We start from the raw sequence: 26,351 nt of genomic DNA on the forward strand, positions 1-26,351 counted from the left end.
TGAAATTTGCGAAGCCTTGTATGTCGCCTGGTCGGGCGACTGCCGATTCAGCATATGTGTACGATGAAGCCGAAGACATGGTTCGATGGACTGGCGACGTCAATGCCCCATTTGCAATCGACCAAGCTGGTACGAACGGCCCCATGACAAAGAAAGCCGACATCGAAAAGGGCGAAGACGCCAAGGACAGGCGGATGTGGCGCTAGGCGAATCCGATGATCGTTATTCTCTCAAATAAGTGGGACATCACAGTCGATTTCGTCGTTCGCGAACTTAAGGCGCGTCATGCCGAGTTCATACGCATAAACACGGAAGAACTCCTCAGAGATGGTGTGACGGTCCGGATGCCGGGGCCGAGACTCGTAGTCGGTAAAGGAGCGAAAACCGTCGATTTATCGAGCCGTGTGACGGCAATTTGGTGTCGGCGCCCGGGAAAACCTTATGACTTTGTTCCCAAGGAACAGAAACCTTCCGAAGCAATTCAAAAATTTGTTAGCGACCAGTGGTATTCATGTCTCGAATCTCTTGAACTCCTGCCAAACGTTCGTTGGGTCAACCCGCCGGCGAGATCCAGTCAAATGGAGAGCAAGTTGCACCAGCTCCAACTTGCGGCTGAGCTTGGATTTAATGTCCCCAGGACTTTGATCTCAAATATTGGTGATGAGATTCGCGACTTTTGTGAGGCCGAAGGTGGTCGACTAGTGGTGAAATCACTCTACGCACCGCTTATTGAGGAGCCGGAGCAGGACTTCTTTGTATTTTCCAACGTTATCACTGCGGAAGATTTGCACGACGACAAGTCCTTGTCGATCGCCCCATGCATTTTTCAACAAGCGATATGGCCGAAGATTGATTACCGAGTTACCGTGATTGGCGACACAGTTTTCACCGTACGGATTGGTCAGTCCGATGGGGAACACGAAGAAGCCGTGTTGGACTGGAGGACTCGGGAGGCAAACGTTAGTCTCGAGGCGTGCGACCTTCCAGAGTCGATCGAGCATCTGTGCAGGGAGTTTGTCTTTCGGGCGGGGCTCACATTTGGAGCCATCGACTTAGTCGAACATGCCGGGCAGTTTTATTTTCTGGAGATCAACCCAAATGGTGAGTGGGGGTGGCTCGAGAAGACGGCTAGAGTACCCATCAGCTCTGCGCTCTGTGACACCCTTCTCAATGGCACCAAACAATGAGCTTGCGAGATTTTCTCAAGTGCGTGTGGGAGGTCCTATACCCTCCTTATGAGCTTAGCCGTTACGGGCCGGACAGAAGGGCGACGACCGGGGAGCCTGCCGTGACACCAATTCGGGGAAAGAGGTCGACAGAGCAAGATATGCTGCAATGCTATCTTTCAGCGTCGGAAGCTATTTACAAAAGTGAGATCGATCGTAAGAAAAACCTTGAAGACAAGGCGGGAACATATCTTGCCGGTCTGGGAATTTCGTCAAGCATTCTCGTGTCACTTCCAGCATTTTTGATAGAAAAATTCGGCGGCTCACTGTATCAAAAATTGATGGTGCTGATAATTTTCGCGATCGCGTTGGGATACTTGGTTCTCTCAGCGATTTATGCAGTAAAAGTCCGTACAAACGCAGCTCACTATGTGATTAATTCGAAGAGTTTAGAGAGCTTCGGATTTTTGGGCTCGAATTTCCGCCGCAGATGGGCTGCGCATCTTATCGAACTTGCGCGGCTGAACGAACCCTCACTCACCCTCAAGGCAAATTGGTTGTACTTGGCTGAGAAGATGTTCTTGAGGGGGGTGATTATTTCGAGCTGCGGCGGAATCTTACTTTGGGTCTTTGCGATTTCACTCCCGAAGACCCCGGAATCTCATCGCGATCTAAAGGCGGCCGTTAATTCAGCGAACGGAATAAATGGCGTCAGCTTGAACTCCAACCTTGTGAGTTGCACCGAAATCACTTCAAATCTGGGGATGAAACTTCGGTCAGACGATAAGGTTGTTGATGACCTGAAGGCAGAATTGGCATCTAGCCTAAAAGCCGAATCAGAGCTTCGAGAAAAACTCGATGCGAAGTTGAATACTCCTCAGTCGCGGTCCTCAAGGTCATCGCTTCGAACGCCACCAAAGCATATTCGGCATGATTGTGGTCCCGGACCTGAATCTACTTCCTCTGCCGTGACCGCTGGGGGGGACTCATCCTAATGTCTGGGTCGCTGCCGGTTCGGCGTACAACGGGATGGCTCGATGCTCCAACTTTACTTACGAGGCATGTGCTGATGCGTCACCTGCACTTCCTCAGCCCAATGAATTCATGGCCGACGCATAGGATTGGCGGCTGAGCTGAAGTTAATTGGCGACAACAAAAAATCAACGGAGTAGTGGGGTGTTGAGGCCGGGCTGGCGACGCAGACATGAACCTTGCGGTAAATCCGACGCGAGCCATTGCCGCTGCTATCTTGTGCCGACCTAAAGACCGGCGCGACATAAAAACCGTCTGCCGGATGTTTCGCAAAATTCCCGCGACAAAGCTCACCAATCAAAAAATATGCCTCCACATATCGCGATTATTCACGTAAACACGGTGCCGAGTGGCAGCTTCGAGGAATTCCGCACAGCAACGGCGTGGCCGGAAGTGGAAGTTCAAGTCCATGCAGTGGCCCCACCTGGCCCGATGGCTGGTATTGAGTGGCTTATGCCCACTCTTGTGATCGGCTTTGTTGCTTCTGCTTACTTTGGTGGTTTTTTTCAGGAAATGGGAAAGGACCACTACTTGTTGGTGAAGGAGCAATTCAAGAAGTTGTACCAGAAAGTTGCAGGTTCACATGCTCCCGATGTCAAGTTGATGAGTACTCAGGGCAAGGTGAAAGAGGTTCAGTCGTACTCGCTTTACTTTTCTCTGGTTGGCGAGACACCAAGTGGGATTAGGTTGAAGTTGCTCATAAAGAAGCCGATTACGATGGCAGAGTACGAACGTTGTGTGGATTGCTTCCTTGATCTGCTGAGAGACGTCAATCTGGGGACAATGGGCGAAGCTATGCGCAATAGACTCGAATCCACAATTCCGCTGGGGCGCATGATTGTAGTCACCTACGACGAAAAGCTGGATCAGGTAGTCCCCATAGATGTCCTGACGGGGGAGATGAAGAGATAACGAATATCTGAGTAAAGCGACGCGTGCTTTGGGGCGGAGGCAAGCGGTGGCGTCCGGCCTGCATGCTATCGGTCGTCATCGTTGCTCGCAGTGAAGCCTAGTTGAGGGCAAGTGAGCAATTTTGCGGGGGACCCAAAAAATTATTGCCGGGCATCACCCACAAAAGTTAGCAACTACTACCGGGAAAAACAAAGAACTCTGGCGGAGGCGGTGAGATTCGAACTCACGGAAGGGTTACCCCTTCGCTGGTTTTCAAGACCAGTCCATTAAACCACTCTGGCACGCCTCCGGGGCGTTGCGCACGACCAACTGTCGTGGCTGTTGATGCCGTCTGGAACGACGGCTTCGAGAAGCGTGCGGTCCGGGGGAATCGGCGTCGGGTTTCCGACGCAGTCCGGTACCGCACGGCAGCGCGCATTATACCCGCTCGACTCCCGATGTGAAGCCTCAAACACACCAAAATCGCCTCACACCCCGCTTAAATCCAAGAGTTCCCCCATCTCCCCCTTGTTTTGTCCGCGTCCGGCATGCATCATGCTTCCAGACGTACGGTGACCGCTCCCGGCGTGCCGTGCGAGGCCAGACATGACCCGGAGACACCGCATGGATGCCGACACCTCCCGCGACGCCGCCCGCGAGACGTCAAATGACGCCAGTGGCGAGCGCGCGATCAATACCCGAAATTCCCCAAGCATCCCGAATGCCGCCGGCGAAGCCACCTTCGCATGGCAGATTCCCACGCTCTACAACATCGGCGTCGACGTCTGCGATAAGTGGGCCGACGGCTCCAACCGCCTCGCCCTCATTCACGAGAGCGCCGACGGGGTGCACGTACGTCTCACCTTCGACGTACTAAAAGAACTCTCCAATCGGCTCGCCAACGAATGGCGCGCCAATGGCGTCAAGGCCGGCGATCGCATCGGCATTTTCCTGCCCCAGTCGCCCGCCACGCTCGTTGCCCACGTCGCCGCCTACAAGCTCGGCGCCATCGCCGTGCCGCTCTTCACGTTGTTCGGCCCCGAAGCGCTCGCCTACCGGCTGCAAAACTCCGGTGCCGCCGTCCTCGTGACGGACCTCGCCAGCATCGGCAAAATCGACGACATTCGCGGCGAGTTGCCCGACCTGCGACTCGTCTATGTCGTCCACGACGATCTGCCCGAAGCCCATCACCACGTCTCGGATGACGAAGACTGGGGCGTCGCCGAAGATGGCTTGCTTGCCCTGTGGCCAGCCATCGCACGGCGTGAAGCCGCTTTCGAGCCCGTGCAGACCCGCGCAGACGCGCCCGCGCTGATCATCTATACCTCGGGCACCACCGGCAAGCCGAAGGGCGCGCTGCACGCGCACCGCGTGTTGCTGGGGCATCTGCCCGGTGTCGAAACCTCGCACAACGGCTTTCCGCATGAAGGTGATCTGATCTGGACGCCCGCCGACTGGGCTTGGATCGGCGGGCTGCTCGATGTGCTGCTGCCCGCGTTGCATCACGGCGTGCCGGTGCTCTCGCGACGCTTCGAGAAGTTCGACCCGGTCGCTGCGTTCGATCTGATGGCGCGGCACGGGGTGCGCAACACGTTCCTGCCGCCGACTGCGCTCAAGATGCTGCGCACCGTTACGTCGCCGCGCGAGCACTGGCCGCTGCAACTGCGTTCGGTCGCCAGCGGGGGCGAATCGCTCGGCCCCGAACTGCTGGCGTGGGGACGCGAACACCTCGGCGTCGACATCAACGAGTTCTACGGGCAGACGGAATGCAACATGGTGGTGTCGTCGTGCGCGTCGGAATTCCCCGCGCTGCCCGGCGCCATCGGACGTGCCGTGCGCGGTCATGCCGTGACCATCGTCGATGACGACGGTGTGCCGCTGCCGGTCGGCGCGGTCGGCAATATCGCGATTGCCCGGCCGAACCCGGTCATGTTCCTCGGCTACTGGCATAACCCCGACGCCACGATGGAGAAATATCGCGGCGACTTCCTGCTCACCGGCGACGCAGGCTTTGTCGACGAGCAGGGCTACATCACGTTCACTGGCCGCTCGGACGACGTCATCACCAGCGCAGGCTATCGCATCGGCCCCGGGCCCATCGAAGACTGTCTGATCCGGCATCCGTCGGTCCAATTCGCTGCCGTGATCGGCGAGCCGGACGAACTTCGTACGGAAATCGTGAAGGCGTTCGTCGTGCTGCGCGAGGGCTTCGATCCGTCGGACGAACTGTCTCGTGAAATTCAGAATTTCGTGAAGACGCGACTCGCCGCCCACGAATATCCGCGCAAGGTCGTGTTCCTGCCGGAACTGCCGATGACCGTCACCGGCAAGATCATTCGAAAGGCGCTGCGTGAGATTGGCACGGCGTTGGGGTGAGGGCAGGGCGATGTCGTCGCCTCAATGCGTGATCGCCCTATGAAAAATGCCCGCCACATCTCTCATGAGGTGGCGGGCATTTCTACAACGATTTCGACTAACGGTAGCAGCAGTTAGCTACCCGATCGGTCCAAAAACATCCCTTGCAGGTCGTTCAGGAATCGCTGTCCCAACTCGGTCGGCGCAATGCGCTGCGGGTCGTCAACGAGCAGGCCTTTTTCGACGGCGGCCGTCAGCCCCTTCGCGATCTTCGACATCGGCAAGCCGGTGCGATCGGCGAACAACTCGCTTTTCACTCCGCCGGTGAGTCGCAACGCGTTCAGCATGAACTCGAACGGCAGATCGCGCGCATCGACTTCGTTCTCTTCCTGGACGGCGCTGCCAGCAGCGGCCGCTTCCATAAAGCGTTGCGGATGCTTGTGCCGAATCTGGCGCAAGACACGGTGCGGGAACGAAATCTTGCTGTGCGCGCCCGCGCCAATGCCGAGATAGTCGCCGAATTCCCAGTAGTTCTGGTTGTGCTTCGCGCGCCGATGCGGCTGCGCATAAGCCGACACTTCGTAATGCTCGAAGCCGCCGGTCGCCGTACGCTCAGCAATCCAGTCCTGCATGTCGGCCGCAGTGTCGTCGTCGGGCACGGTCGGCGGATACTTGTGGAATTGCGTATTTGGTTCGAGCGTCAGGTGGTACAGCGACAAATGCGGCGGCGAGAACGACAACGCTGTTTCCACGTCCTGCTGACACTGCGCGAGCGTCTGGTTCGGCAGCGCGAACATCAGGTCGAGATTGAAGTTGTCGAAGTTCGCCTGTGCGATTTCAATGGCATGACGCGCTTCGTCACCGTCGTGAATACGGCCCAGCGCCTTCAGATGCTCGCTGTTGAAGCTCTGAATCCCGATCGACAGACGGTTGATGCCGCTCGCCCGGAAGTTGCGGAACTTGTCGGCTTCGAAGGTGCCCGGGTTTGCCTCCATCGTGATCTCGGCATCGGCGTCGAGCGGCAGCAGTGCGCGCAAGTCCGACAGCAGCCGGTCGAGCCCGGCGGCCGACAGCAAGCTGGGCGTGCCGCCGCCGATGAAGACGGTATGCACCGGGCGCCCCCACACCAACGGCAGCGATTGCTCCAGATCCTGACGCAACGCATCGAGATACGCCTGCTCGGGAAACGCCTGCGCGCCGCCTGCGCCACGCCACTCGTGTGAGTTGAAATCGCAATACGGGCACTTGCGCACGCACCACGGAAAGTGCACGTACAGCGACATCGGCGGCAAGGCCGGCAAGCTGATTTTGCCGGGCCGCAGGAAGTTCTGTACGGACATCGTGGATTCAGTCATACCGCTCACGCCTCCCGGCCCAGCTTTTCGAGCAGCACACGCAGCGCGCGAGCGCGGTGGCTGTGGGCGTTCTTCACGGCAGGATCGAGTTCCGAAGCGGTCTGATTCAACGAACGAATCAGGAAGTGCGGGTCGTATCCGAAACCGTGTGCGCCACGCGGGGTGTCGACGATTTCACCGTCCCAGCGGCCTTCGGCAATGATCGGCTGCGGATCTTCGGCATGACGCACCAGCACCAGCGCAGCGAAGTAATACGCATCGCGATAGCCGGGTTTGTCGGCGTGGGGCGCGAGTTGTTCGATCAGATGCTTGTTGTTGGCGGCATCCGACTTTTCACGACCCGCACGCGCGGCGTAGCGCGCCGAATAGACGCCGGGGGCACCGCCGAGAATCGGCACGCACAACCCCGAATCGTCCGCGAGCGCGGGCAGGCCGGTGGCGGCCGCCGCGTGACGTGCCTTGGTCAGCGCGTTCTCGATGAAGGTCACGTGCGGCTCTTCCGCTTCCGACACGCCGAGCATGCCCTGCGGCACGAGTTCGATGCCAAGCGGCTCGAACAGCGACGCAAACTCGCGCAATTTGCCCGGGTTGTTCGACGCCAGCACGATCTTCTGCATGGCCATCGTTACACTCCCAGCGCGCGCTTTTGCGCGTCGATCAACTGACGAATGCCCGCATCCGCCAGATCGAGCAGCACGTTGCTTTGTTCGCGCGTGAACGGGGTGCCTTCGGCCGTGCCCTGAATTTCCACGAAACCGCCTTCGCTCGTCATGATGACGTTCATGTCGGTGTCGCAGGCCGAGTCTTCGGCGTAGTTCAAGTCGAGCACCGGTTGGCCTTGATACATGCCGACCGACACGGCTGCCACGTGGGCGCGGATGGGTGATGCTTCGAGCTTGCCGTCGGCGATGAGTTTCGACACGGCGTCGTGTGCGGCGACAAATGCGCCGGTGATCGAGGCGCAACGCGTGCCGCCGTCGGCCTGAAGCACGTCGCAGTCGATCTGGATGGTGCGCGGGCCGAATTTCTCGAGATCGAACACAGCGCGCAGCGAGCGGCCGATCAGACGCTGGATTTCCTGCGTGCGCCCGCTTTGCTTGCCGCGTGCGGCTTCGCGGTCGCTACGGGTGTGCGTGGCGCGCGGCAGCATGCCGTATTCGGCCGTGAGCCAGCCCTGACCGGAGTCGCGCAGAAAGCCCGGCACCTTTTCTTCGACGCTGGCGGTGCAGATGACCTTGGTTTCGCCGCATTCGATGAGCACGGAGCCTTCGGCGTAACGGGTGTATTGGCGGGTAATGCGCACGGGGCGCAGTGCGTTTTGCGCACGGCCGTCCGGGCGGGTGATTTGCGTCATGTGTGAGTGTCCTGCGAGGGTGAATTTATGCAGCAATACCCGAATGGTATCGCTAAACGCGATTCGCCAGCCCTTCGGCCGGAAAATGCGATAATCCCATTTCATCCATGCATGCAAAACCGGCTGCTGCTTCCGTCCCGCTGACAAAGTGTCATGGGCGCGTGGTACCGGTCACCCCGATGAAAGACAACAATATCTATAGTATGACCGGCTACGCCAGCGTCACGCGCGACATTGCGCATGCCGATGGAGCCGCAGGCGCGAGCGTGTCGGTCGAATTGCGCACGGTCAATTCGCGCTTTCTCGATCTGGCTTTCCGTATGCCGGAAGAGGCGCGCGCGTGCGAGCCGACACTGCGCGAAGGGCTGACTGCCAAGCTCTCGCGCGGCAAGGTCGACATCCGCATCAACGTGCAACGCCCCGAAAGCGGTGTGAACGGCGCGCTGAATATCGACGCTGTGCGCCAGCTCGCCGACCTCGAACAACAGGTGCTCGCGCTCTTTCCCGATGCGGAACGGATGCGCACCGGTGAAATTCTGCGCTGGCCGGGCGTACTCGGCGAAGAGTCGGTCACGGCCGAAGCTTTGCGCGAAGCTGTCATCGATGCAGGCCGCGCCGCCATCGGCGATCTCGTCGAAGTGCGCAAGCGCGAAGGCGCGCAACTCAAGCAAAGCCTGATCGAGCGTATCGAACGCATGGAAACGATCCTCACGGGCCTGCAACCGCTCGTGCCGGAACTGGTCGCGCGCCATCAGCAGAAGATCGTCGATCGTCTGCATGAAGCGCTGGGCATCGTGATTCCCGAGGGGGCTGCGGCACCGGGCAAGGAAGAGATTGCCGATCGTATTCGTCAGGAAGTGACGATGTATGGCGTGCGCATCGACGTGGCCGAAGAACTCACGCGCCTCGATGCTCACCTGAAGGAAACCCGCCACATCCTCGATAAGGGGGGCTTGGTGGGCAAACGGCTGGACTTCATGATGCAGGAGCTCAATCGCGAAGCGAATACGCTCGGCTCGAAGGCCGCCTCGAAAGAACTTGCCGATGCCTCGATGGAGCTCAAGCTCTACATCGAGCAGATGCGCGAGCAAGTGCAGAACCTGGAGTAACTCGCATGTCCCCGCAATCGCCCATCCCGCAAACCGCCTTGCATGCCGAATATCCCGGCAATCTGTTCATGGTGGTCGCCCCCTCGGGCGCGGGCAAATCCACGCTCGTGAACGCACTGCTCGCGCAGGACGACGAGATCCGTCTGTCGATCTCGAGCACCACACGCCCGCCGCGTCCCGGTGAAGAGGACGGCGTGCAATATCACTTTCTGAGCGCAGAAGATTTCGTCGCACGCCGCAAGCAGGGGGAATTCCTCGAAAGCGCCGAAGTGCACGGTAACTACTACGGCACGTCGCGCGTGTGGATCGAAGAGCAGATGCGCGACGGTCACGACGTGCTGCTGGAAATCGATTGGCAAGGCGCGCAGCAGGTGCGCAAGCGCTTTATCAACGCCGTGGGTATCTTCATTCTGCCGCCGTCGATCGCGGCACTTGAGGAACGCCTGAAGAAGCGCGGTCAGGATGAACCGAACGTCATCACGCGCCGTTTGCTGGCGGCCGGTGGCGAGATGGCTCACGCGCCGGAAGCGGACTTCATCATCATCAATGAAGACTTTCAGCGTGCGCTGGCGGAGCTGCAATCGGTGGTTACGGCCACGCGTTTGGGCTTCACGTCACAGCGCGCGCGTCACGAATCACTGTTCATCGAACTCGGCATTCACTCGCCGCAGGAAGACGAATAACCCGTTTTACGTATCGCTGCGCGCTGGCTGGCATTCGCGTTTTGCGCGAGTGTTCGCCGGCTGCGATAGAATACGCCCTATATTGAGAAGGAACCTCCTTATGGCCCGAATTACCGTTGAAGATTGCCTGAAACAAATCCCGAATCGCTTCGAGCTCGCACTCGCTGCGACCTACCGCGCCCGCCAACTGGCGCAAGGTCACACGCCGAAGCTCGAGAACAACAAGGACAAGCCGACCGTCGTCGCGCTGCGCGAAATCGCAGCGGGTCAGGTGGGCATCGAGATGCTCAAGAAAGTGCCGCTCTGATTTTCGGGAGACAGCACTAATGCGATGTGACGTTCCGGGCCGCTCGACGATGCAGGTACACGTATGAGTCACGCGAAATCACCGGCTACGTCCATCGCTGCGGATGAACCCAAAGCGGGGGAGCCCAAGCCCGAGCGCAAGAAGAAAAAGGGCGAAAGCGCCACGCGGCAGTACATCGACGCACTGCTCGAACAGTCGTATCGGCACCTCTTCGGTCCGACCGCGACGCCCGAGCAGCCGCGTAAGCACGAGGTCGTATCGATTGCCCGTCTGAAGGGCATGCTTGGGGAGTACCTCAAGGAAAGCGAACTCGCGCAAATCAAAGAAGCCTTCCAGTTCAGCGACGAAGCCCATTTGGGCCAATATCGCCAGAGCGGACAGCCTTACATTACCCATCCCGTCGCCGTTGCCGAGATCTGTGCCGAGTGGAAGCTCGACGCACAGTCGATCATGGCTGCGCTGCTGCACGACGTGATGGAAGATCAGGGCGTGACGAAGGCCGAACTCGCTGAGCGTTTCGGTCCGAAAGTCGCCGAACTGGTCGACGGCCTGTCGAAACTCGACAAAATGGAGTTTCGCAGCCGCGAGGAAGCGCAGGCGGAGAGTTTCCGCAAGATGCTGCTCGCGATGGCGCGAGACGTGCGCGTCATCCTCGTCAAGCTCGCCGACCGGCTGCACAACATGCGCACGCTGGGCGTCACGTCGACCGAGAAGCGTCGCCGCGTGGCACGCGAAACGCTCGACATCTATGCGCCCATCGCCCACCGGCTGGGCCTGAACAATACCTATCGCGAACTTCAGGATCTGAGCTTCGCTAATTACCATCCGCGTCGTTACGCCGTGCTCGATAAGGCCGTCAAGGCCGCGCGCGGCAACCGGCGCGAGGTGGTGGGCAAGATTCTCGACGCGGTCGAGAAAGCCCTCAAGGAAGGCGGCGTGAGTGCCGACGTCTTCGGCCGCGAGAAGACGCTGTTCAGCATCTACAACAAGATGCAGGAAAAGCAGCTCTCGTTCTCGCAGGTGCTCGACGTCTACGGCTTCCGCATCGTCGTTGAATCGAATCCGCAGTGCTATCTCTCGCTCGGTGTCCTGCACGCGCTGTATAAGCCGGTGCCGGGCAAGTTCAAGGACTACATCGCCATTCCGAAGGTCAACGGCTACCAGTCGTTGCACACGACCCTCGTCGGCCCGTTCGGTACGCCCATCGAGTTTCAGATCCGCACCCGCCACATGCACGAAATTGCAGAAGCGGGCGTGGCGGCGCACTGGCTGTACAAGAACGGCGGCGCCGATATGAATGATGTGCAGAAGTACGCACATCAATGGTTGCAGTCGCTGCTCGATATTCAGAGCGAGACCGGCGATTCGACCGAATTCCTCGAACACGTCAAGATCGACCTGTTCCCCGACGCCGTCTACGTCTTTACGCCCAAGGCGCGCATCATGGCGTTGCCGCGCGGCGCCACGGCGCTCGATTTCGCCTATTCGGTGCACAGCGATCTGGGTAACCAGTGCGTGGCCGTCAAGATCAACAACGAGTTGCTGCCGCTGCGCACCGAGTTGAAGAACGGCGACATCGTGGAAGTGATTACCGCCCCGTATTCGAAGCCCAACCCCGCGTGGCTGGGCTTTGTGCGTACCGGCAAGGCGCGCTCGGTGATCCGGCATTACCTCAAGACGATGCGCTTTGCCGAGTCGGTGCAGCTTGGCGAGCGTCTGGTCGAGCAGGCATTGAAGGGCTACGGCCTGACCATGAGCGAGATTTCACCGGAGATCTGGGACAAGCTCACGCAGTGGACCGGCAACAAGGATCGTCAGGACATCTTCGCCGACATCGGCCTCGGACGCCGTGTGGCGGCCGTCATGGCCAAGCGCCTCGCGGTGCTCTCGTCGGGCAAGGAAGGCGAGAACGACGACAGCCCGGACGATCCGGATGCCCCGCGTACCGGCGACGAGAATGTCGGCCCGCCGGTGCTCATTACGGGCACGGAAGGCATGTCGGTGCAGTTCTCTGCCTGCTGCCGCCCGATTCCGGGCGACGCGATCATGGGGTATATCGGCATCGGCCTCGGCATGGCGATCCACACGACCGATTGTCCGGTCGCGCGCCGTATCCATCGCAAAGATCCGACGCGCTGGATCGACGTGGCCTGGGCACCGCTGCCGGGCCGCATGTTCGATGTCGGCATCAAGGTGCTGGTGCATCACAACCGTGGCGTGTTCTCGCGCGTGGCGGCCGATATCACGGCGTCGGACGCGAACATCGTGCACATCGGCATGGATGAAGTGGTGCCGGACGAGTCGGCCACGCTGCGCTTCCTGATTCAGGTGAGCGATCGGGTGCATCTTGCCAACGTGATGCGCCGTATCCGCGTGAATCCGGACGTGATGCGTGTGGCCCGCGAGCGCCCGAGTGAACGGCATCAGGAAGAGTTGCACGCCAATCACGCGATGCGTATTGCCCGCGAGCGCGGTCCCTTCTGATGAAATGACGGCCGACGCACGCCAGTCTGGCGCTGCGTCGGCGTTTCAATGATTTCCCTTTAGTGACCTTGGGCTGCCGTCATTCCGATGGCGGATAGTGCACGTCCAGAATCTCGATCTGTTCGAGTCCGGCCGGTGTGCGCAGGGGCACGGTGTCGCCGACCTTGGCTTTGGTGATGGCGCGCGCCATCGGCGAGATCCAACTGACGCGGCCCCGGTCGAGATCGACCTCGTCGATACCCACGATCATGATGGTGTGCTCGTCGCCCTTGCCGTCGGCATAAGTGACTTCGGCGCCGAAAAACACCTGATCGACGTTCTCTTGCCGGCGCGTGTCGACGACCTCGGCATTGTCGAGCCGTTTGGTGAGAAAGCGGATGCGGCGGTCGATTTCGCGCAGGCGGCGCTTGCCGTAGATGTAGTCGCCATTCTCCGAGCGGTCGCCGTTCGAGGCCGCCCACGACACGATTTTCACCACTTCGGGACGCTGATTGTCGATCAGATCGAGCAGTTCGTCCTTGAGCCGCCGGTAGCCGGCCGGGGTGATGTAGTTTTTCGTGCCCGCAGGAATTTCGGGGGCGCCGGCGTCGAGATCATCATCGTCGTCGCCGCTGTCTTCTTTGACGAATGCTTTGTTCATGAGCCTGAGCGCACCGCAATGGCGCGCAATAAAAGCGTTTCGGGATGTCTGCATTATAGGAGCGTTGCGGCGCACCATCGCGACGGATACGTCATGGAACCGCCGCGCAATGTCCTCTACAATCGATCATCGTTCCCCCACAGCCATTCAGGAGCTTCGCGTCATGACCGGTTCCTCCAGTCCCACGAGTCCTACGGGTCCCTTTCTTGCCGTCCTCAAGCCGCATACGAGCGACATCGGCGCGTTCACCGTGCAGCGCAGTCTGCCGAGCCTGCCGTTCAAAACGGTCGGGCCGTTCATCTTCTTCGACCATATGGGGCCGGCCACGCTTGCGCCGGGGCAGGGCATGGATGTGCGCCCGCACCCGCATATCGGTCTGGCGACGGTCACGTATCTGTTCGACGGGGAAATCAATCACCGCGACAGCCTCGGCAGCGATCAACGCATCACGCCGGGGGCCGTGAACTGGATGACGGCCGGTCGCGGCATCGTGCACTCCGAGCGCACCCCGCAAGACGTGCGTGAGCGTGGCGGCGACGTGCACGGCATTCAGACGTGGGTGGCATTGCCGCAAGCCGATGAGGAGACCGAGCCGTCGTTCTCGCATCACGAGGCGTCGTCGCTGCCCGACATCTTTGCGCCGGGCGTGCATATGCGCCTGATTCTCGGGGAAGCCTTCGGCGAGACGTCGCCGGTGAAGGTGTTCTCGCCGATCTTCTATCTCGCGGTGGAAATGGAGCCGTGCGCGGCATTCGTGCTGCCGCCGGAGTACGCGGAGCGCGCCATCTACACGGTGCAAGGCGAGGTTACGGTGAACGGCGAAACGCTCGACGAGCAACGCATGGGCGTGCTCGCACCGGGCAGCGATGTGAGCATCGTGGCGGGCGATCGACCCGCGCGTCTGATGCTGTTGGGCGGCGCGCCGCTCGATGGCGACCGCTTCATCTTCTGGAATTTCGTGTCGTCGAGCCGCGAGCGTATCGAACAGGCCAAGGCCGACTGGACCGCGCAGAAAATGGGCCACGTGCCCGGCGAGACGGAATGGATTCCGATCCCCGAACGTAAGCCTGCGGCAAAGTAAGTTCGTTTGCAGTTAAAAAAGCCCGCCGCCGGATCGCCCGGCAGCGGGCTTTTTTATGCTCGCCAATCACGTGGATGACGCGGCTACGCACTCAGCACGATCACGGAGCAGCGGCGTTCCTCCAACAAGCGATGTGAGATCGCGCCGAAGTTGAGACGGTCACCGAAGCGCGGTTGCACGCCGAGCACGAGCAGGTTGTGTTTGCCGTGATGGATCTGATGCAGCACCGCTTCGTCGACCTTGCCGCCGGCGAGCAGGCGCGTGCGCAGCGTCACACCATTGCGTTCTGCCAGCGCTTGCAGGTTCTCCAGCATGGCGGCTTCCGCCGCGTCGGGCTGGAGCGACCGTGGGCGCCAGCGCTTGTGCATCATCCCCGGTGCCATACGTGCCGAGACGTGCAGGGCAGTCACGGGGGCATTGGTGGCGCGTGCGAGCGTGATGGCAAGCTCGGCGGCGTGACGGGAGTAGTCCGTGCCCGACACCGGCACGAGGATATCGAGCGGCGCGTCGGGCGTGCGTGCGTGGTCGCCGTGGGCAAGGACGATTGCGATTGCCCCGTCGAATGCCTTCGTGAGCGGCAGCACGCCGGTGGGCAGGGGCAGGGGTGGCACGTCGGAGTCGGACTCTTCACCGGGGGCGTCGAAGCCGGCGATCACGAAGCCATAGCCCTTGCCGATTTCGTCTGAAATGCGCGTGGCTTCGTGGCTGGTATCGGCTTGTTTCGCTTCCTGCTCGCGTGCTGCGTCGGAAGGATCGCTCGCGACGAACTCGCCGTCTTCGGTTGCGTCGCTGACGCGCTTGTCGTCGTGCGCTTCGCCGACGGGTTCATGTTTGGGGGCAGCGTCGGCGTCGCGTTGACGATCATCGTCGGACGATGAGGCGGCGGCTGCGCCGTTCGACTCGCCGGCGTCGTCATCGACCGGACCGTGCGGCAATTCGGGCGTCTTCTGCGGCGCTTTGCCCGTGCGCTCGCGCAGCACCAGCCGCTCGGCTTCGCGCCGCAGGACTTTCGCCGCGTCGTCCGGGTGTTTTTCTTCTTTGGCGGCGTCCTTGCGATCCTTGGCTTTGTCGTCGACACCCGGCGTCCCGGGCGCACGGGGAATGGCAAGCATCGCGGCGCTCAGGGCAATGTCATAGGCGTGGCGCCCGGCACCTTCCTCGTCGGCTGATTCGGTGGCTTCGGCGCTCTTTTTGATGCTCTTTTCGGCGCTCTTGTTCGTCGATCCGTCCGGCGGAGCGTCGCCATCGTCGCCGTCGTCCGGTGCGGGCGCCAGCACGGTCGTCAGCGTGCCGCGCACACCGGCCGTCAGCCCTGCGATCCATGCGGCGAAGCGGCCGTTGGCGCTACGGTCCACCGCTGCGAGAATGCGCTCGACATTCGGCAGGAAATCCTTTTCCTCGGCGGCTTCCTTCTCGAGCCGGGCCTTCTCTTCGGCTGAGAGCGGAATGCGCACCAACGCGCGCCGCAGCACGGGCGGCATGACGAGCGTGGTGATCAGCGCCATGATCACGACCATCGTGAACAGGTCTTTGCTCAGCACACCCAGCGACAACCCGATGCTCGCCACGATGATCTCGGTCGAGCCGCGCGCATTCATCCCGGTGGCGAGCGCGAGCGCTTCGGCAGACGACATCCCGCCGAGACGCCCGCCCAGAAAGCACCCGGTGAATTTGCCGATGCTGGCAATCAGAATGAGACCCGCCACCAGCCCGAGCATCCGCCAGTCGAACAGAATGGTCAGATCGACCGACAGCCCCGCCACGCCGAAGAACACCGGCGCGAAGAGGGCGACGATCAAGCCCCGCAACTGCGCTTCGATCTGCTCGGTGAGAATCGGCGATTGCCCGATCATCACCCCCGCCATAAACGCACCCAGCGCGGTATGCACGCCGAGCTTGTCGGTGGCGAGTGCCAGCACGAAGGTAATCACCAGAATGGCGCTCAGCACCGGCATCTCGCTGGTGAAGCGGTCGTTGGTCCAGCGAATGGCCACCGCGACCGCACGCTTGCCGACGGTGAAGCACAGCACGATGAACAGCAGCGTGCCGCCCAGACTGAACGACAGATGGCCGATATCGATCGAACCGCTGGCGCCCAGCCCAGCGATGGCCGCGATGATGATCCACCCGGTGGTGTCGTCGAGAATGGCTGCCGCGAGGATGATCTGGCCGATGTTGCGGCGCAGATAATCGACCTCGCGAATCACCATGGCCACCACTTTCACCGACGAGATCGACAGCGCCGTGCCGATGAACAGCGACGTCACCAGCCGGGCTTCGGGGTGCGGGAGCAGATTGTCGGGGAGATGCCAGCCGAGGGCGAAGCCGCAGGCAAACGGGATGATCATGCCGCCGGCGGACGCGAAGATCGCCATGCGCTTCATGCGCCGCACGAGCCCCAGATCGGTTTCCAGCCCGGTGGATAGCAGAAGCAGCAACACGCCGAGCTCGGATACCGCGTCGAGCATCTTCTTCTGCGTTTCGTTGTCGGGGAAAACGGCGTGCTGCCAAGCGGGCAGCAGGGCGCCGAAGACCGAGGGGCCAAGGAGCACGCCTGCGAGCAACTGGCCCATCACGGCGGGCTGCCGCAGCCGCTGCATGACCTCGCCGAGCAAGCGCCCGACGAGTACCAGCAAAAGCAGTTGTGTAAAGAAGATCGCCGTGCCGTGGCCTGCGTGCATGTGCCTCCCAGCTATTCATGCGACGGCGCGCAGCGCTCAGTGTGGCGCTCGACGGCGATGACGGCCGGGACGGGAACCCGGCGCGCTCGCGCGCGTCCGTACCGATATGCCCAGTTTTGCGATTACCATGCGTTATTCATGCATCAAACAAGTCATGCATCCTGCAAGCGGCCGTTAATGTCGACTTCATGTCGAATCGATGAAGGATTCATCACAGATTAGCGGCCACCGTTCACGCAATTTACCACGCTCTATAGGTCATATGATCGACACCAACCTCGCCAGTTTCGACGACGACGTGCTGGCCGTCTCGCATCAAGTGCCCGTGCTTGCCGATTTCTGGGCGCCGTGGTGCGGCCCGTGCAACGCCCTCGGGCCGTTGCTGGAAAAGCTCGAAGCCGAGGCGCAGGGGCGTCTGCGCCTCGTCAAGATCAACGCCGATGAGAACGCCCAGCTGTGTGCCGACTACGGCGTGCGCAGCCTGCCGACGGTGGTGGCTTTTGTCGATGGCGAGCCTGTCGACCAGTTTGTCGGCGCATTGCCCGAGGGCCAGCTTCGCGCGTTCATCGAACGTGTCGTGCCGAACCCGGCGGACATGGCGCGGCGTGTGGCGCGTGAAGCCATCACCGAAGGCCGGCCGGAAGTGGCGCGCGATGCGCTGCAAGCCGCGCTGGCGCTCGACCCCGCACACGACGAGATTCGTCTCGATCTGGTCGACGTGTTGATCGAAATGGGGGATCTTGCGGGCGCACGCACTGAACTGGCGCTGATCTCGCCGCGCACCGCCGCCGGTGGCAATGTGCGTATCGCGGCGCTGGAAACGCGTCTGGCCGCCGCCGAGCAAGCGAGCCACCTGCCGCCCGCCGCGCAATTGCTGCAACGGGTGCAGGCCGAGCCGGACAATCTTCAGGCGCAGCTCGATCTTGCCAATCGCTATCTCGCCGATCATGCGTACGAACAGGCGCTCGAAACGCTGTTGGGCATCGTGCAGCGCGATCGGACGTTCGGCGACGACGTAGGCCGCAAATCGATGCTCGCCGTGTTCGATGCGCTGAGCAGCGCCGATCCTGCCACGGTGGCGACATGGCGCCGCAAGCTCAGCGCCGCGCTGAACTGATGGCCGTGCGCATGGACTTCGTGATGCTCAATCGCAGGGTGACGCTATGACGCGCCTCGTTTTCTTCTGCGGCCACGCCGGGGCGGGTAAGACGACGCTCGCCAAACGGCTGATTCGCCCGCTCATCGAGCGCAGCGGCGAGGCCTTCTGCCTGCTGGACAAAGACACGCTCTATGGCGAGTTCAGTGCCTCCGTGATGGGGGCGCTCACGGGCAATCCGAATGACCGCGACAGCCCCATGTACTTGCAGACGCTGCGCGAGCCCGAGTACGCCGGGCTGCTGGAGACGGCGCGCGAAAATTTGCGGCTCGGGGTGAACGTGCTGGTGGTCGCGCCGCTTTCACGCGAATTGCGGGAAGGATTGCTGTTCGATCGCGGCTGGCTTCAGGTAGAAGACGACGTGAGCGTGCATGTCGTCTGGGTCGATCTCGACGAGGCGAGCGCCAAAGCGCGCATCGTCAACCGGGCCAATCCCAACGATGCCTACAAGCTCGCGCACTGGGACGAGTACCGCGTGCGCCGCATCTTGCCACCGGCTGCCGCTTTTCCCGGTCTGCTGCGCTTCGACAATACGGCACCGACAGCCGAGGACGACGCGCAGTTGCTGATGACGTTGCTAGCGCAGACACGTTGAGCGTGCTTGTGAAAATAGCGCAAGGGGAATAGTCCGAAAACGCGGGATGAGCCGTAGGCGCGGGCCCGAGGCATTGCTAAGGTGCGAGTTTCCTCATCTTGAGCACGCCGCCATGACTCTCTTCTTTTGCCGGGTATTCCGGCCCTTGCACTTGCTCATGGCGGGGCAGCACGCCCCGATTCGCCAAGTCCTTCGTCATCTGCTCGCCGCCACCGTGGGTCTCGCCTGCGTTGTGCCCGCCGGCGCGGCCCAGATAGGCGCGCCGATGGCCCCCGCACCCGAATTGACGGCGCCTGCACTGGCACCTAACTCTGCGCCTGCACCGGCGGAGGCTGACGCCGGGGACACCCTCACAACCGCCTCGCCCACGCTGGAACGCATTCGCCAGCGCGGACGCATCGAGCTTGGCTATCGGCAGTCTGCCGTGCCGTTCTCCTTTGCCGACAAGCACGAGCAACCGCAGGGGCTGGCGTGGGCGTTGTGTCAGAAGATCGTGCCGGCGATTCAGCGCGAACTGGGGCTGCCGCATCTTTCGCGCGTGCCGGTGCGGGTGATCGAGCAGATGCGTGCGCCGCTGGTCAAAGGGGATGCCATCGATATCGACTGTGCGCCCTCGACAGTGACGCCCGAGCGCGCCGAACAGGTCGCGTTCAGCCTGCCTTACTACGCGGCGCATGTGCGCCTGATGGTCCGGCGCGGCAGTGGCATCGGCTCGATCGATGCCATGCGTGGCCTGCGGCTGGTGGTGGTGCAGGGCACGACGGCAGAGCGTCTGGTGCGGGCACGTCAGGCGGAGATCGGGTTTCAGTTGCTGATGGCGCGTGACTACGACGAGGCGTTTCATTTATTGCGCGAACGACGCGGACAGGCGCTCGCACTCGACGACGTGCTGCTTCAGGGGTTGCGCACGACGACCAAGACGCCCGATGCGTTCCGTGTCGTCGGGCCACCGCTGGCGGATACCCCCGAGTACTACGCGCTCGTGCTGCGTAAAGACGACCCGGCCTTCAAGGCAGTGGTCGACGCGGCACTGGTCGAACTGTTCCGCAGTGGCGAAATGGCGCGTCTGCAAGGCCGCTGGTTCCAGAACCCAACCCCCCCGTACGGCGTGAATCTGCACATGCTGCCGTCGCCCGAGGTGCAGGCGCTGTGGGAGGCAGGAGGACAGGCGTCACCGCAGGCCTCACGGCGAGAGTCGCACCAAGAAGCGCACCAAGAATCACGCCAAGAATAAGCTAATGACAAAAGTGGCTTTGCGCCGGGCGGCGCAATTCTGTAAATTGCTATCGTGCTGTTAATGCGATAGGAATTTGCTGTGAACGGTTGGCATGAAATGAATTGGAAAGTCGTCGCCCGACGCGTCGCCCTGAGTCTGTCGGTGAGCGTTGCCGCGCTGGGTACCCTCTCGGGCATCTCCACGGCGGTCGCTGCGCCTGCAAAGGCTGCCAAGTCCGACGTCGCGGTGGTCGCCCTGCCGAAGATCAATGGCGATCTGACGGGCACCCTCAAGAAAATCCACGACACGGGTCTGATTACCCTCGGCTATCGCGAAGCCGCGATTCCGTTTGCCTATGTGAACGACAAGGGCAAGCCCGTGGGTTACACCATGGACCTGTGCTACGCCGTGGTCGACGCGGTCAAGTCGGCGCTCAACATGCCGAGCCTGAAAGTGCGTGAGATGTCGATCACGCCGCAGAACCGCATTCCGCTGGTGAAGAACGGCACGGTCGATCTGGACTGCGCGCCGAACACCATCACGCCGGAGCGTGCGGAACAAGTGGGCTTCAGCCATCCGTACTACGTGTCGGAAGTGCGTCTGCTGGTCAACAAGAAAGACAACATTCGCGGTCTGGAAGATCTGAAGGGCCAGAACCTCGTGGCCTCGGCCGGTTCGACCGGCGAGCGTCTGGCACGTATTCAGGCGGATAAGGGTGGTTTTCGCGTGATTCCGGCGCGTGACCATGGCGAGTCGATGATGACGCTCGAGACCGGCCGCGCCAAGGCGTTCGCCCTCGACGACGTGCTGCTCGCCGGCCTGCGCGCCACGGCCCGCGAACCGGGTGATTTCGCCATCGTGGGTGCGCCGCTCGAAACCGAATTGAACGCGCTGATGCTGCGTCGCGACGACCCGCAATTCAAGAAGTTTGTCGATACGACGCTGGCTCATGTGTTCAGCTCGGGCGAGATCCGCCGCATTCAGCACAAGTGGTTCCAGCAGCCGATTCCGCCGCGCAACGTCAACCTGAATCTCGAACCGAGCAAGGAAGTGATCGAGGTCTGGCGCGAAGGCTCGCAGGTCACGGAGTGATCGCCGGGGTGTCGCAGGCAACCTGACTGCGCCACTGCCCGAAGACCCGCAAGAACAAACGACAACGCCCGCCGATAGCGATATCGGCGGGCGTTGTCGTTTACACGTTGTTTACACCGTCTTTACCCCTTTTGTCCCCGTCTTTACGCGCCGATCCGTATCTTTCAGATCACGGCTGGCATGCGCATGCGAGGGCGCGTCGCGTCCGTGGTGTGCCGGCCGCCACACGATAGGGAGTTGTCATGGATTGGTTATATCTCGGCGTGATGGCAGTGTTTACCGCTGCGACCGTCGGCTTTGTCGCGTTTTGCGCGTCGGTAGGGGGGCAGCAATGACAGCCATGTACTGGCTGAGCGGCGGACTCACGCTCGCGCTGCTCGTTTATCTCGTCTACGCGCTCTTCAAGCCGGAGGATCTCGCATGACACTCAATGCCTGGATTCAGCTCGGCGTATTTCTCGTCGTGCTACTGGTGCTGGCGCGCCCGCTTGGCCGCTTCATGGCCAACGTGCTCGCCGGCGAGTCGCGTGTGAACCGGTGGTTTGCCCCGGTCGAGCGCGGCCTCTATCGCTTGTGCGGTATCGACCCCGAAAAGGAAATGCACTGGCGCGCCTACGCGATTGCCCTGATCGGCTTCAACGCCGTGGGGGCGTTTGCGGTCTACGCGCTGCAACGCTGGCAAGTCTGGCTGCCGTTCAACCCGCAGGCGTTCGGCGCGGTCTCGCCCGATTCGTCGATGAACACTGCCGTCAGCTTCGTGGCCAACACGAACTGGCAGGGGTATTCGGGCGAGTCGACGATGAGCTATCTCACGCAGATGCTTGGCCTCGCGGTACAGAACTTCCTGTCCGCAGCCACCGGCATCGCTGTGGTGGTGGCGCTCATTCGCGGCTTCGCGCGTCATACGGCGAAGACGATCGGCAACTTCTGGGTCGACATGACCCGCATCACGTTCTATGTGCTGATTCCGCTATCGGTGTTGTTTGCCGCCGCGTTCATGAGCCAAGGCGTGATTCAGAACTTCGACGCCTACAAGGACGTCGCGACGGTGCAGGCTACGCACTACGACAATCCGGTCCTCGGTCCGGACGGTCAGCCGAAGATGGACGCCGCAGGCAAGCCGGTGACGCAACCGGCCGTGACGTCCACGCAGACGTTGCCGATGGGTCCGGTCGCCTCGCAAGAAGCGATCAAGATGCTCGGCACGAACGGCGGCGGTTTCTTCAACGCCAACTCGGCGCACCCGTATGAAAACCCGACGCCGCTGTCGAACTTCCTGCAAATTCTGGCGATCTTCCTGATCCCGGCGGCGCTGTGCTTCACGTTCGGCCGCATGGTCGGCGACCGTCGTCAGGGCGTTGCGATTCTTGCAGCCATGACGATTGCGTTCTCGATTGCGGCGGTGGCCACGGTCTCGGCGGAGCAGGCCGGCAACCCGGTGCTCACTACGCTCGGGGTCGATCAGCAGGTCAGCGCGACGCAGTCGGGCGGCAACATGGAAGGCAAGGAGACGCGCTTCGGCATCGTGGCGTCGGGCATCTTTGCGACGGTGACGACGGCCGCGTCGTGCGGTGCGGTCAACGCCATGCACGACTCGCTCACGCCGCTGGGCGGCATGGTGCCGATGCTGTTGATGCAGTTGGGTGAAGTGGTCTTCGGCGGGGTGGGTTCAGGCCTGTACGGCATGCTCGTCTTCGCGATGCTCGCGGTGTTCGTGGCGGGGCTGATGATCGGCCGCACGCCGGAATATCTGGGCAAGAAGATCGAAGCGTTCGAGATGAAGATGGTTGCCGTGGCCGTGCTCATGACGCCGCTGCTGGTGCTGCTCGGCACAGCGCTCGCCGTGATGGTGCAAGCCGGTCAGGTGGGGGTGGCCAACCCGGCGACACACGGGTTCTCTGAAATTCTCTACGCCTTCAGTTCGGCCGCGAACAACAACGGCAGCGCCTTTGCGGGGCTCTCGGCGAACACGCCGTTCTACAACAACACGCTGGCCATTGCGATGTGGTTCGGCCGCTTCTGGGTAATCGTGCCGGTGCTGGCGATTGCCGGTGGTTTGGCCGCGAAGAAGCGCATTGCCGCCACGTCGGGCACGTTGCCCACGCATGGGCCGCTCTTTGTCGTGCTGTTGCTCGGCACCGTGCTGCTGGTGGGCGCACTCACCTATGTGCCGGCGCTCGCGCTGGGCCCGATCGCCGAGCATCTGGCGATGATCGGCGCGCATTGAACAATGAAATGAGGCATTCGAGGCACTCATGAATCAATCTGCAGGTAATACCGTCACCCGGCCGGCCGCCGAGGGTCACGCATCGGCTGTGAAGTCGATGTTCGACCCCGCGATCGTGAAGCCGGCCATTGTCGACTCGTTCCGCAAACTTCACCCGCTCACGCAAGCGAAGAACCCGGTGATGTTCGTGGTGTACGTCGGCAGCATTCTCACCACGGTGCTGTTCGGCATGGCCCTCGCGGGGCATGCCGAAGCCAGTGCGCCGTTCATCCTCGCCATTACGTTGTGGCTGTGGTTCACGGTGCTGTTCGCAAACTTCGCCGAAGCACTGGCCGAAGGGCGCAGCAAGGCGCAGGCCGCATCGCTGCGTCAGGCCAAGAAGAACGTGCCCGCCAAGCAACTCCGCGCGGCGGCGCGTGATGCCGAATGTCTGGTCATCGACAGCGCCAGCTTGCGTCGTGGCGACTTCGTGCTGGTGGAGGCGGGTGACGTCGTGCCCGCCGACGGCGAAGTGGTCGAAGGCGTGGCGTCGGTCGACGAGTCGGCCATTACGGGGGAATCGGCGCCCGTGATTCGCGAATCGGGCGGCGACTTCACCGCGGTCACGGGCGGCACGCGTGTGCTGTCCGACTGGATCGTCATGAAAGTGACGGTTAATCCGGGCGAGGCGTTTCTCGATCGCATGATTGCGATGGTGGAAGGCGCCAAGCGCCAGAAGACGCCGAACGAAATCGCGCTGACGATTCTGCTCGTCGCCCTGACGCTGGTGCTTCTGCTCGCCACGGCCACGCTGCTGCCGTATTCGATCTACAGCGTGCTGGTCACGCAGGCAGGGCATCCGGTCACGATTACCGTGCTCGTCGCGCTGCTCGTGTGTCTGATTCCGACGACCATCGGCGGCTTGCTTTCCGCCATTGGTGTGGCCGGCATGAGCCGCATGATGCAGGCCAACGTGATCGCCACGTCCGGCCGTGCCGTGGAAGCTGCGGGCGACGTCGACGTGCTGCTGCTCGACAAGACCGGCACTATCACGCTGGGCAATCGTCAGGCCTCGCAGTTCGTGCCCGCCCCGGGTGTGGACGAGCGCACGCTGGCCGATGCCGCACAACTCTCGTCGCTGGCCGACGAAACGCCGGAAGGCCGCAGCATTACGGTGCTCGCCAAGCAACGCTTCAATCTGCGTGAGCGCGAGATGGCCGGCCTGCATGCCGTGTTTCTCCCGTTCTCGGCGCAGACCCGCATGAGCGGTGTCGATCTGGCCGACAAGCAGATTCGTAAGGGCGCTGCCGAAGCCGTCAAGCGTTACGTGGAGTCGGCCGGGGGTGTGTGGCCGGCGGCGCTGGCGACGTCGGTCGACGAGATTTCGCGTCGCGGCAGCACGCCGCTGGTGGTCGCCGAGCAAGACAGGCAGGGCACGCGTGCGCTGGGTGTGATCGAGTTGAAGGACGTGGTCAAGGGCGGCATCAAAGAACGCTTTGCCGAACTTCGCCAGATGGGCATTACCACGCTGATGGTCACGGGCGACAACCGCCTGACGGCCGCAGCCATTGCGGCGGAAGCCGGTGTCGACGACTTCCTCGCCGAAGCCACGCCGGAAGCCAAGCTCGCGACCATCCGCAAGTATCAGGCGGAAGGCAAGCTGGTGGCGATGACCGGCGACGGCACCAACGACGCACCGGCGCTTGCGCAGGCCGACGTGGCCGTGGCAATGAACACGGGCACGCAGGCCGCGAAAGAGGCCGGCAACATGGTCGATCTGGACTCGAACCCGACCAAGCTCATCGAGATCGTCGAGATCGGCAAGCAGATGCTGATGACGCGCGGCAGTCTCACTACGTTCTCGATTGCGAACGACGTGGCGAAGTACTTCGCGATCATTCCGGCGGCGTTTGCGACCACGTATCCCCAACTGGATCAGTTGAACGTGATGCGCCTTGCCAGCCCGTCGTCGGCCATTCTGTCGGCCGTGATCTTCAACGCGCTGATCATCGTGGTGCTGATTCCGCTGGCACTCAAGGGGGTGAAGTATCGCCCGCTCGGTGCGGCAACGCTGTTGCGCCGCAACCTCGTGATTTACGGGCTGGGCGGCATTCTCGTGCCGTTCGTGGGCATCAAGGCGATCGACATGATCATCGCCGCGATGGGCTGGGCCTGATCGGCCGGCGCTGTTGCCCACTTGGTCATTGCAGAACTCAAAGGAATAGACGTCATGAAAACCCTGTTACGCCCGATGCTGAGCCTGTTCGTCGTGCTCTCGGTCATTACGGGCCTGGTGTATCCGCTGGTCGTGACCGGCATCGGCCGGGTCGCGTTCTCACGCGAAGCCTCGGGCAGCCTGATCTACAAGGACGGCAAGCCGGTAGGTTCGGCGCTGATCGGGCAGAACTTCGACGAGCCGAAGTACTTCTGGGGCCGTCTGTCGGCCACGGCGCCGATGCCGGACAACGCGCTCGCATCCGGGGGCTCGAACTTCGGTCCCCTCAACCCCGCACTCGCCGACGCCGTGAAGGGCCGTATCGCGGCGCTGCGCGAAGTCGACCCGACGGCAGCCCTGCCGGTGCCGGCCGATCTGGTGACGGCTTCGGCCAGCGGTCTCGACCCTGAGATCAGCCCGGCGGCAGCGGCTTATCAGGTCAGCCGTGTCGCTAAGGCACGTGGCCTGACGCCGGATGCCGTGCAAGCCCTCGTCGCCCGCTACACGCAGGGGCGCCAATGGGGAATTTTCGGAGAGCCGCGGGTGAATGTTCTGAAGCTCAACCTCGCGTTGGATGGGCTGGCATCCGGTAGCGTCTGAAAAACCGGTAACGCTGCCGGGCGGGCTGGCGAATCGCTGGTCTTGTCTGGCAGCGTGCGGTAGATTGGCGGCACGCCCTCGACGCGTGCCGTTTTTGCTTTGCCCGATGTACCGGATGCGCAGGAAATGCGCAC

Annotated in this window: 22 protein-coding genes and 1 tRNA gene; 17 read left to right on the top strand and 6 right to left on the bottom strand. The window is 61.8% G+C overall.

Translation table 11 applies throughout. The features are described 5' to 3' along the window. The first annotated feature begins 215 nt into the window (after window positions 1-215). The 3 genes from PIN31009_RS17430 (at window position 216) to PIN31009_RS17440 (ending at window position 3,110) form a co-directional block, all read left to right on the top strand. Complete coding sequence (locus PIN31009_RS17430; RefSeq protein ID WP_150791118.1) at window positions 216-1,187, top strand: MvdC/MvdD family ATP grasp protein; 972 nt, start codon at window positions 216-218, stop codon at window positions 1,185-1,187. A gap of 140 nt (window positions 1,188-1,327) precedes the next feature. Continuing rightward, window positions 1,328-2,161: a hypothetical protein gene (locus tag PIN31009_RS17435; RefSeq protein WP_150791119.1), complete on the top strand. Its 834-nt coding sequence runs from the start codon at window positions 1,328-1,330 to the stop codon at window positions 2,159-2,161. A gap of 343 nt (window positions 2,162-2,504) precedes the next feature. Then, on the top strand, window positions 2,505-3,110 hold the full coding sequence (locus tag PIN31009_RS17440) for a hypothetical protein (protein ID WP_150791120.1): 606 nt from the start codon (window positions 2,505-2,507) through the stop codon (window positions 3,108-3,110). 199 nt (window positions 3,111-3,309) lie between these two features. Here the strand turns inward: PIN31009_RS17440 and PIN31009_RS17445 are convergent. Further along, window positions 3,310-3,399, bottom strand: a tRNA-Ser gene (locus PIN31009_RS17445). A gap of 314 nt (window positions 3,400-3,713) precedes the next feature. On the opposite strand from PIN31009_RS17445, the gene PIN31009_RS17450 reads away from it, so the two are divergent. Continuing rightward, entirely contained in the window at window positions 3,714-5,465 is a 1,752-nt protein-coding gene (locus PIN31009_RS17450) for an acyl-CoA synthetase (RefSeq protein WP_150791121.1), read from the top strand. Between the two features lie 113 nt (window positions 5,466-5,578). Here PIN31009_RS17450 and hemW read toward each other — a convergent pair whose 3' ends face one another. Genes hemW through rph form a run of 3 tightly spaced genes read right to left on the bottom strand, consistent with a single transcriptional unit; the run spans window position 5,579 to window position 8,153 of the window. Further along, window positions 5,579-6,799 carry a radical SAM family heme chaperone HemW gene (gene hemW / locus PIN31009_RS17455; RefSeq protein WP_150791122.1) on the bottom strand — a complete coding sequence of 407 codons (1,221 nt, stop codon included), beginning with the start codon at window positions 6,797-6,799 and terminating at the stop codon, window positions 5,579-5,581. Window positions 6,800-6,804: 5 nt separating this feature from the next. Further along, window positions 6,805-7,422 carry an RdgB/HAM1 family non-canonical purine NTP pyrophosphatase gene (gene rdgB / locus PIN31009_RS17460; RefSeq protein WP_058378102.1) on the bottom strand — a complete coding sequence of 206 codons (618 nt, stop codon included), beginning with the start codon at window positions 7,420-7,422 and terminating at the stop codon, window positions 6,805-6,807. Between the two features lie 2 nt (window positions 7,423-7,424). Further along, entirely contained in the window at window positions 7,425-8,153 is a 729-nt protein-coding gene (rph, locus tag PIN31009_RS17465; RefSeq protein WP_058378103.1) for a ribonuclease PH, read from the bottom strand. 179 nt (window positions 8,154-8,332) lie between these two features. Here rph and PIN31009_RS17470 point away from each other — a divergent pair, with 179 nt between their 5' ends. The 4 genes from PIN31009_RS17470 (at window position 8,333) to PIN31009_RS17485 (ending at window position 12,736) form a co-directional block, all read left to right on the top strand. Continuing rightward, on the top strand, window positions 8,333-9,262 hold the full coding sequence (locus PIN31009_RS17470; RefSeq protein WP_174996097.1) for a YicC/YloC family endoribonuclease: 930 nt from the start codon (window positions 8,333-8,335) through the stop codon (window positions 9,260-9,262). A 5-nt stretch (window positions 9,263-9,267) separates the two neighbouring features. Beyond that, complete coding sequence (gene gmk / locus PIN31009_RS17475; protein ID WP_058378105.1) at window positions 9,268-9,945, top strand: guanylate kinase; 678 nt, start codon at window positions 9,268-9,270, stop codon at window positions 9,943-9,945. 100 nt (window positions 9,946-10,045) lie between these two features. Continuing rightward, window positions 10,046-10,252, top strand: a complete 207-nt coding sequence (rpoZ, locus tag PIN31009_RS17480; RefSeq protein WP_039397582.1) for a DNA-directed RNA polymerase subunit omega — start codon at window positions 10,046-10,048, stop codon at window positions 10,250-10,252. Window positions 10,253-10,315: 63 nt separating this feature from the next. Next, entirely contained in the window at window positions 10,316-12,736 is a 2,421-nt protein-coding gene (locus PIN31009_RS17485) for a RelA/SpoT family protein (protein ID WP_150684556.1), read from the top strand. 79 nt (window positions 12,737-12,815) lie between these two features. Here the strand turns inward: PIN31009_RS17485 and greB are convergent, their stop codons facing one another. Next, complete coding sequence (gene greB / locus PIN31009_RS17490) at window positions 12,816-13,376, bottom strand: transcription elongation factor GreB (RefSeq protein WP_058378107.1); 561 nt, start codon at window positions 13,374-13,376, stop codon at window positions 12,816-12,818. A 163-nt stretch (window positions 13,377-13,539) separates the two neighbouring features. On the opposite strand from greB, the gene PIN31009_RS17495 reads away from it, so the two are divergent. Further along, window positions 13,540-14,457 carry a pirin family protein gene (locus PIN31009_RS17495; RefSeq protein WP_150791123.1) on the top strand — a complete coding sequence of 306 codons (918 nt, stop codon included), beginning with the start codon at window positions 13,540-13,542 and terminating at the stop codon, window positions 14,455-14,457. A gap of 83 nt (window positions 14,458-14,540) precedes the next feature. Here PIN31009_RS17495 and PIN31009_RS17500 read toward each other — a convergent pair whose 3' ends face one another. Further along, entirely contained in the window at window positions 14,541-17,138 is a 2,598-nt protein-coding gene (locus PIN31009_RS17500) for a cation:proton antiporter domain-containing protein (protein ID WP_150791124.1), read from the bottom strand. 265 nt (window positions 17,139-17,403) lie between these two features. Between PIN31009_RS17500 and trxA the strand changes: the two genes are divergently transcribed. From trxA to kdpC, 8 genes are all read left to right on the top strand, one after another. Then, window positions 17,404-18,255, top strand: a complete 852-nt coding sequence (gene trxA, locus PIN31009_RS17505; protein WP_150791153.1) for a thioredoxin — start codon at window positions 17,404-17,406, stop codon at window positions 18,253-18,255. Between the two features lie 46 nt (window positions 18,256-18,301). Further along, window positions 18,302-18,889 carry a P-loop nucleotide/nucleoside kinase family protein gene (locus PIN31009_RS17510; RefSeq protein ID WP_150684553.1) on the top strand — a complete coding sequence of 196 codons (588 nt, stop codon included), beginning with the start codon at window positions 18,302-18,304 and terminating at the stop codon, window positions 18,887-18,889. A gap of 112 nt (window positions 18,890-19,001) precedes the next feature. Then, a complete protein-coding gene (locus tag PIN31009_RS17515; RefSeq protein ID WP_174997248.1) occupies window positions 19,002-20,123 on the top strand; it encodes an amino acid ABC transporter substrate-binding protein in 1,122 nt (373 codons plus the stop codon). A 99-nt stretch (window positions 20,124-20,222) separates the two neighbouring features. Beyond that, window positions 20,223-21,197: an amino acid ABC transporter substrate-binding protein gene (locus PIN31009_RS17520; protein ID WP_150791126.1), complete on the top strand. Its 975-nt coding sequence runs from the start codon at window positions 20,223-20,225 to the stop codon at window positions 21,195-21,197. Between the two features lie 331 nt (window positions 21,198-21,528). Next, window positions 21,529-21,621, top strand: coding sequence for a K(+)-transporting ATPase subunit F (gene kdpF / locus PIN31009_RS17525; RefSeq protein WP_064675054.1), 93 nt, complete (start codon window positions 21,529-21,531; stop codon window positions 21,619-21,621). Next, window positions 21,618-23,423, top strand: a complete 1,806-nt coding sequence (gene kdpA / locus PIN31009_RS17530; RefSeq protein ID WP_150684550.1) for a potassium-transporting ATPase subunit KdpA — start codon at window positions 21,618-21,620, stop codon at window positions 23,421-23,423. Before kdpF ends, kdpA begins: the two co-directional genes overlap by 4 nt. Before the next feature lie 28 nt (window positions 23,424-23,451). Continuing rightward, on the top strand, window positions 23,452-25,578 hold the full coding sequence (kdpB, locus tag PIN31009_RS17535) for a potassium-transporting ATPase subunit KdpB (protein WP_150791127.1): 2,127 nt from the start codon (window positions 23,452-23,454) through the stop codon (window positions 25,576-25,578). Between the two features lie 54 nt (window positions 25,579-25,632). Further along, a complete protein-coding gene (kdpC, locus tag PIN31009_RS17540; protein WP_150791128.1) occupies window positions 25,633-26,217 on the top strand; it encodes a potassium-transporting ATPase subunit KdpC in 585 nt (194 codons plus the stop codon). Window positions 26,218-26,351: the final 134 nt, after the last annotated feature.

This window comes from Pandoraea iniqua (assembly GCF_902459685.1).
Classification (GTDB): Bacteria; Pseudomonadota; Gammaproteobacteria; order Burkholderiales; family Burkholderiaceae; genus Pandoraea; species Pandoraea iniqua.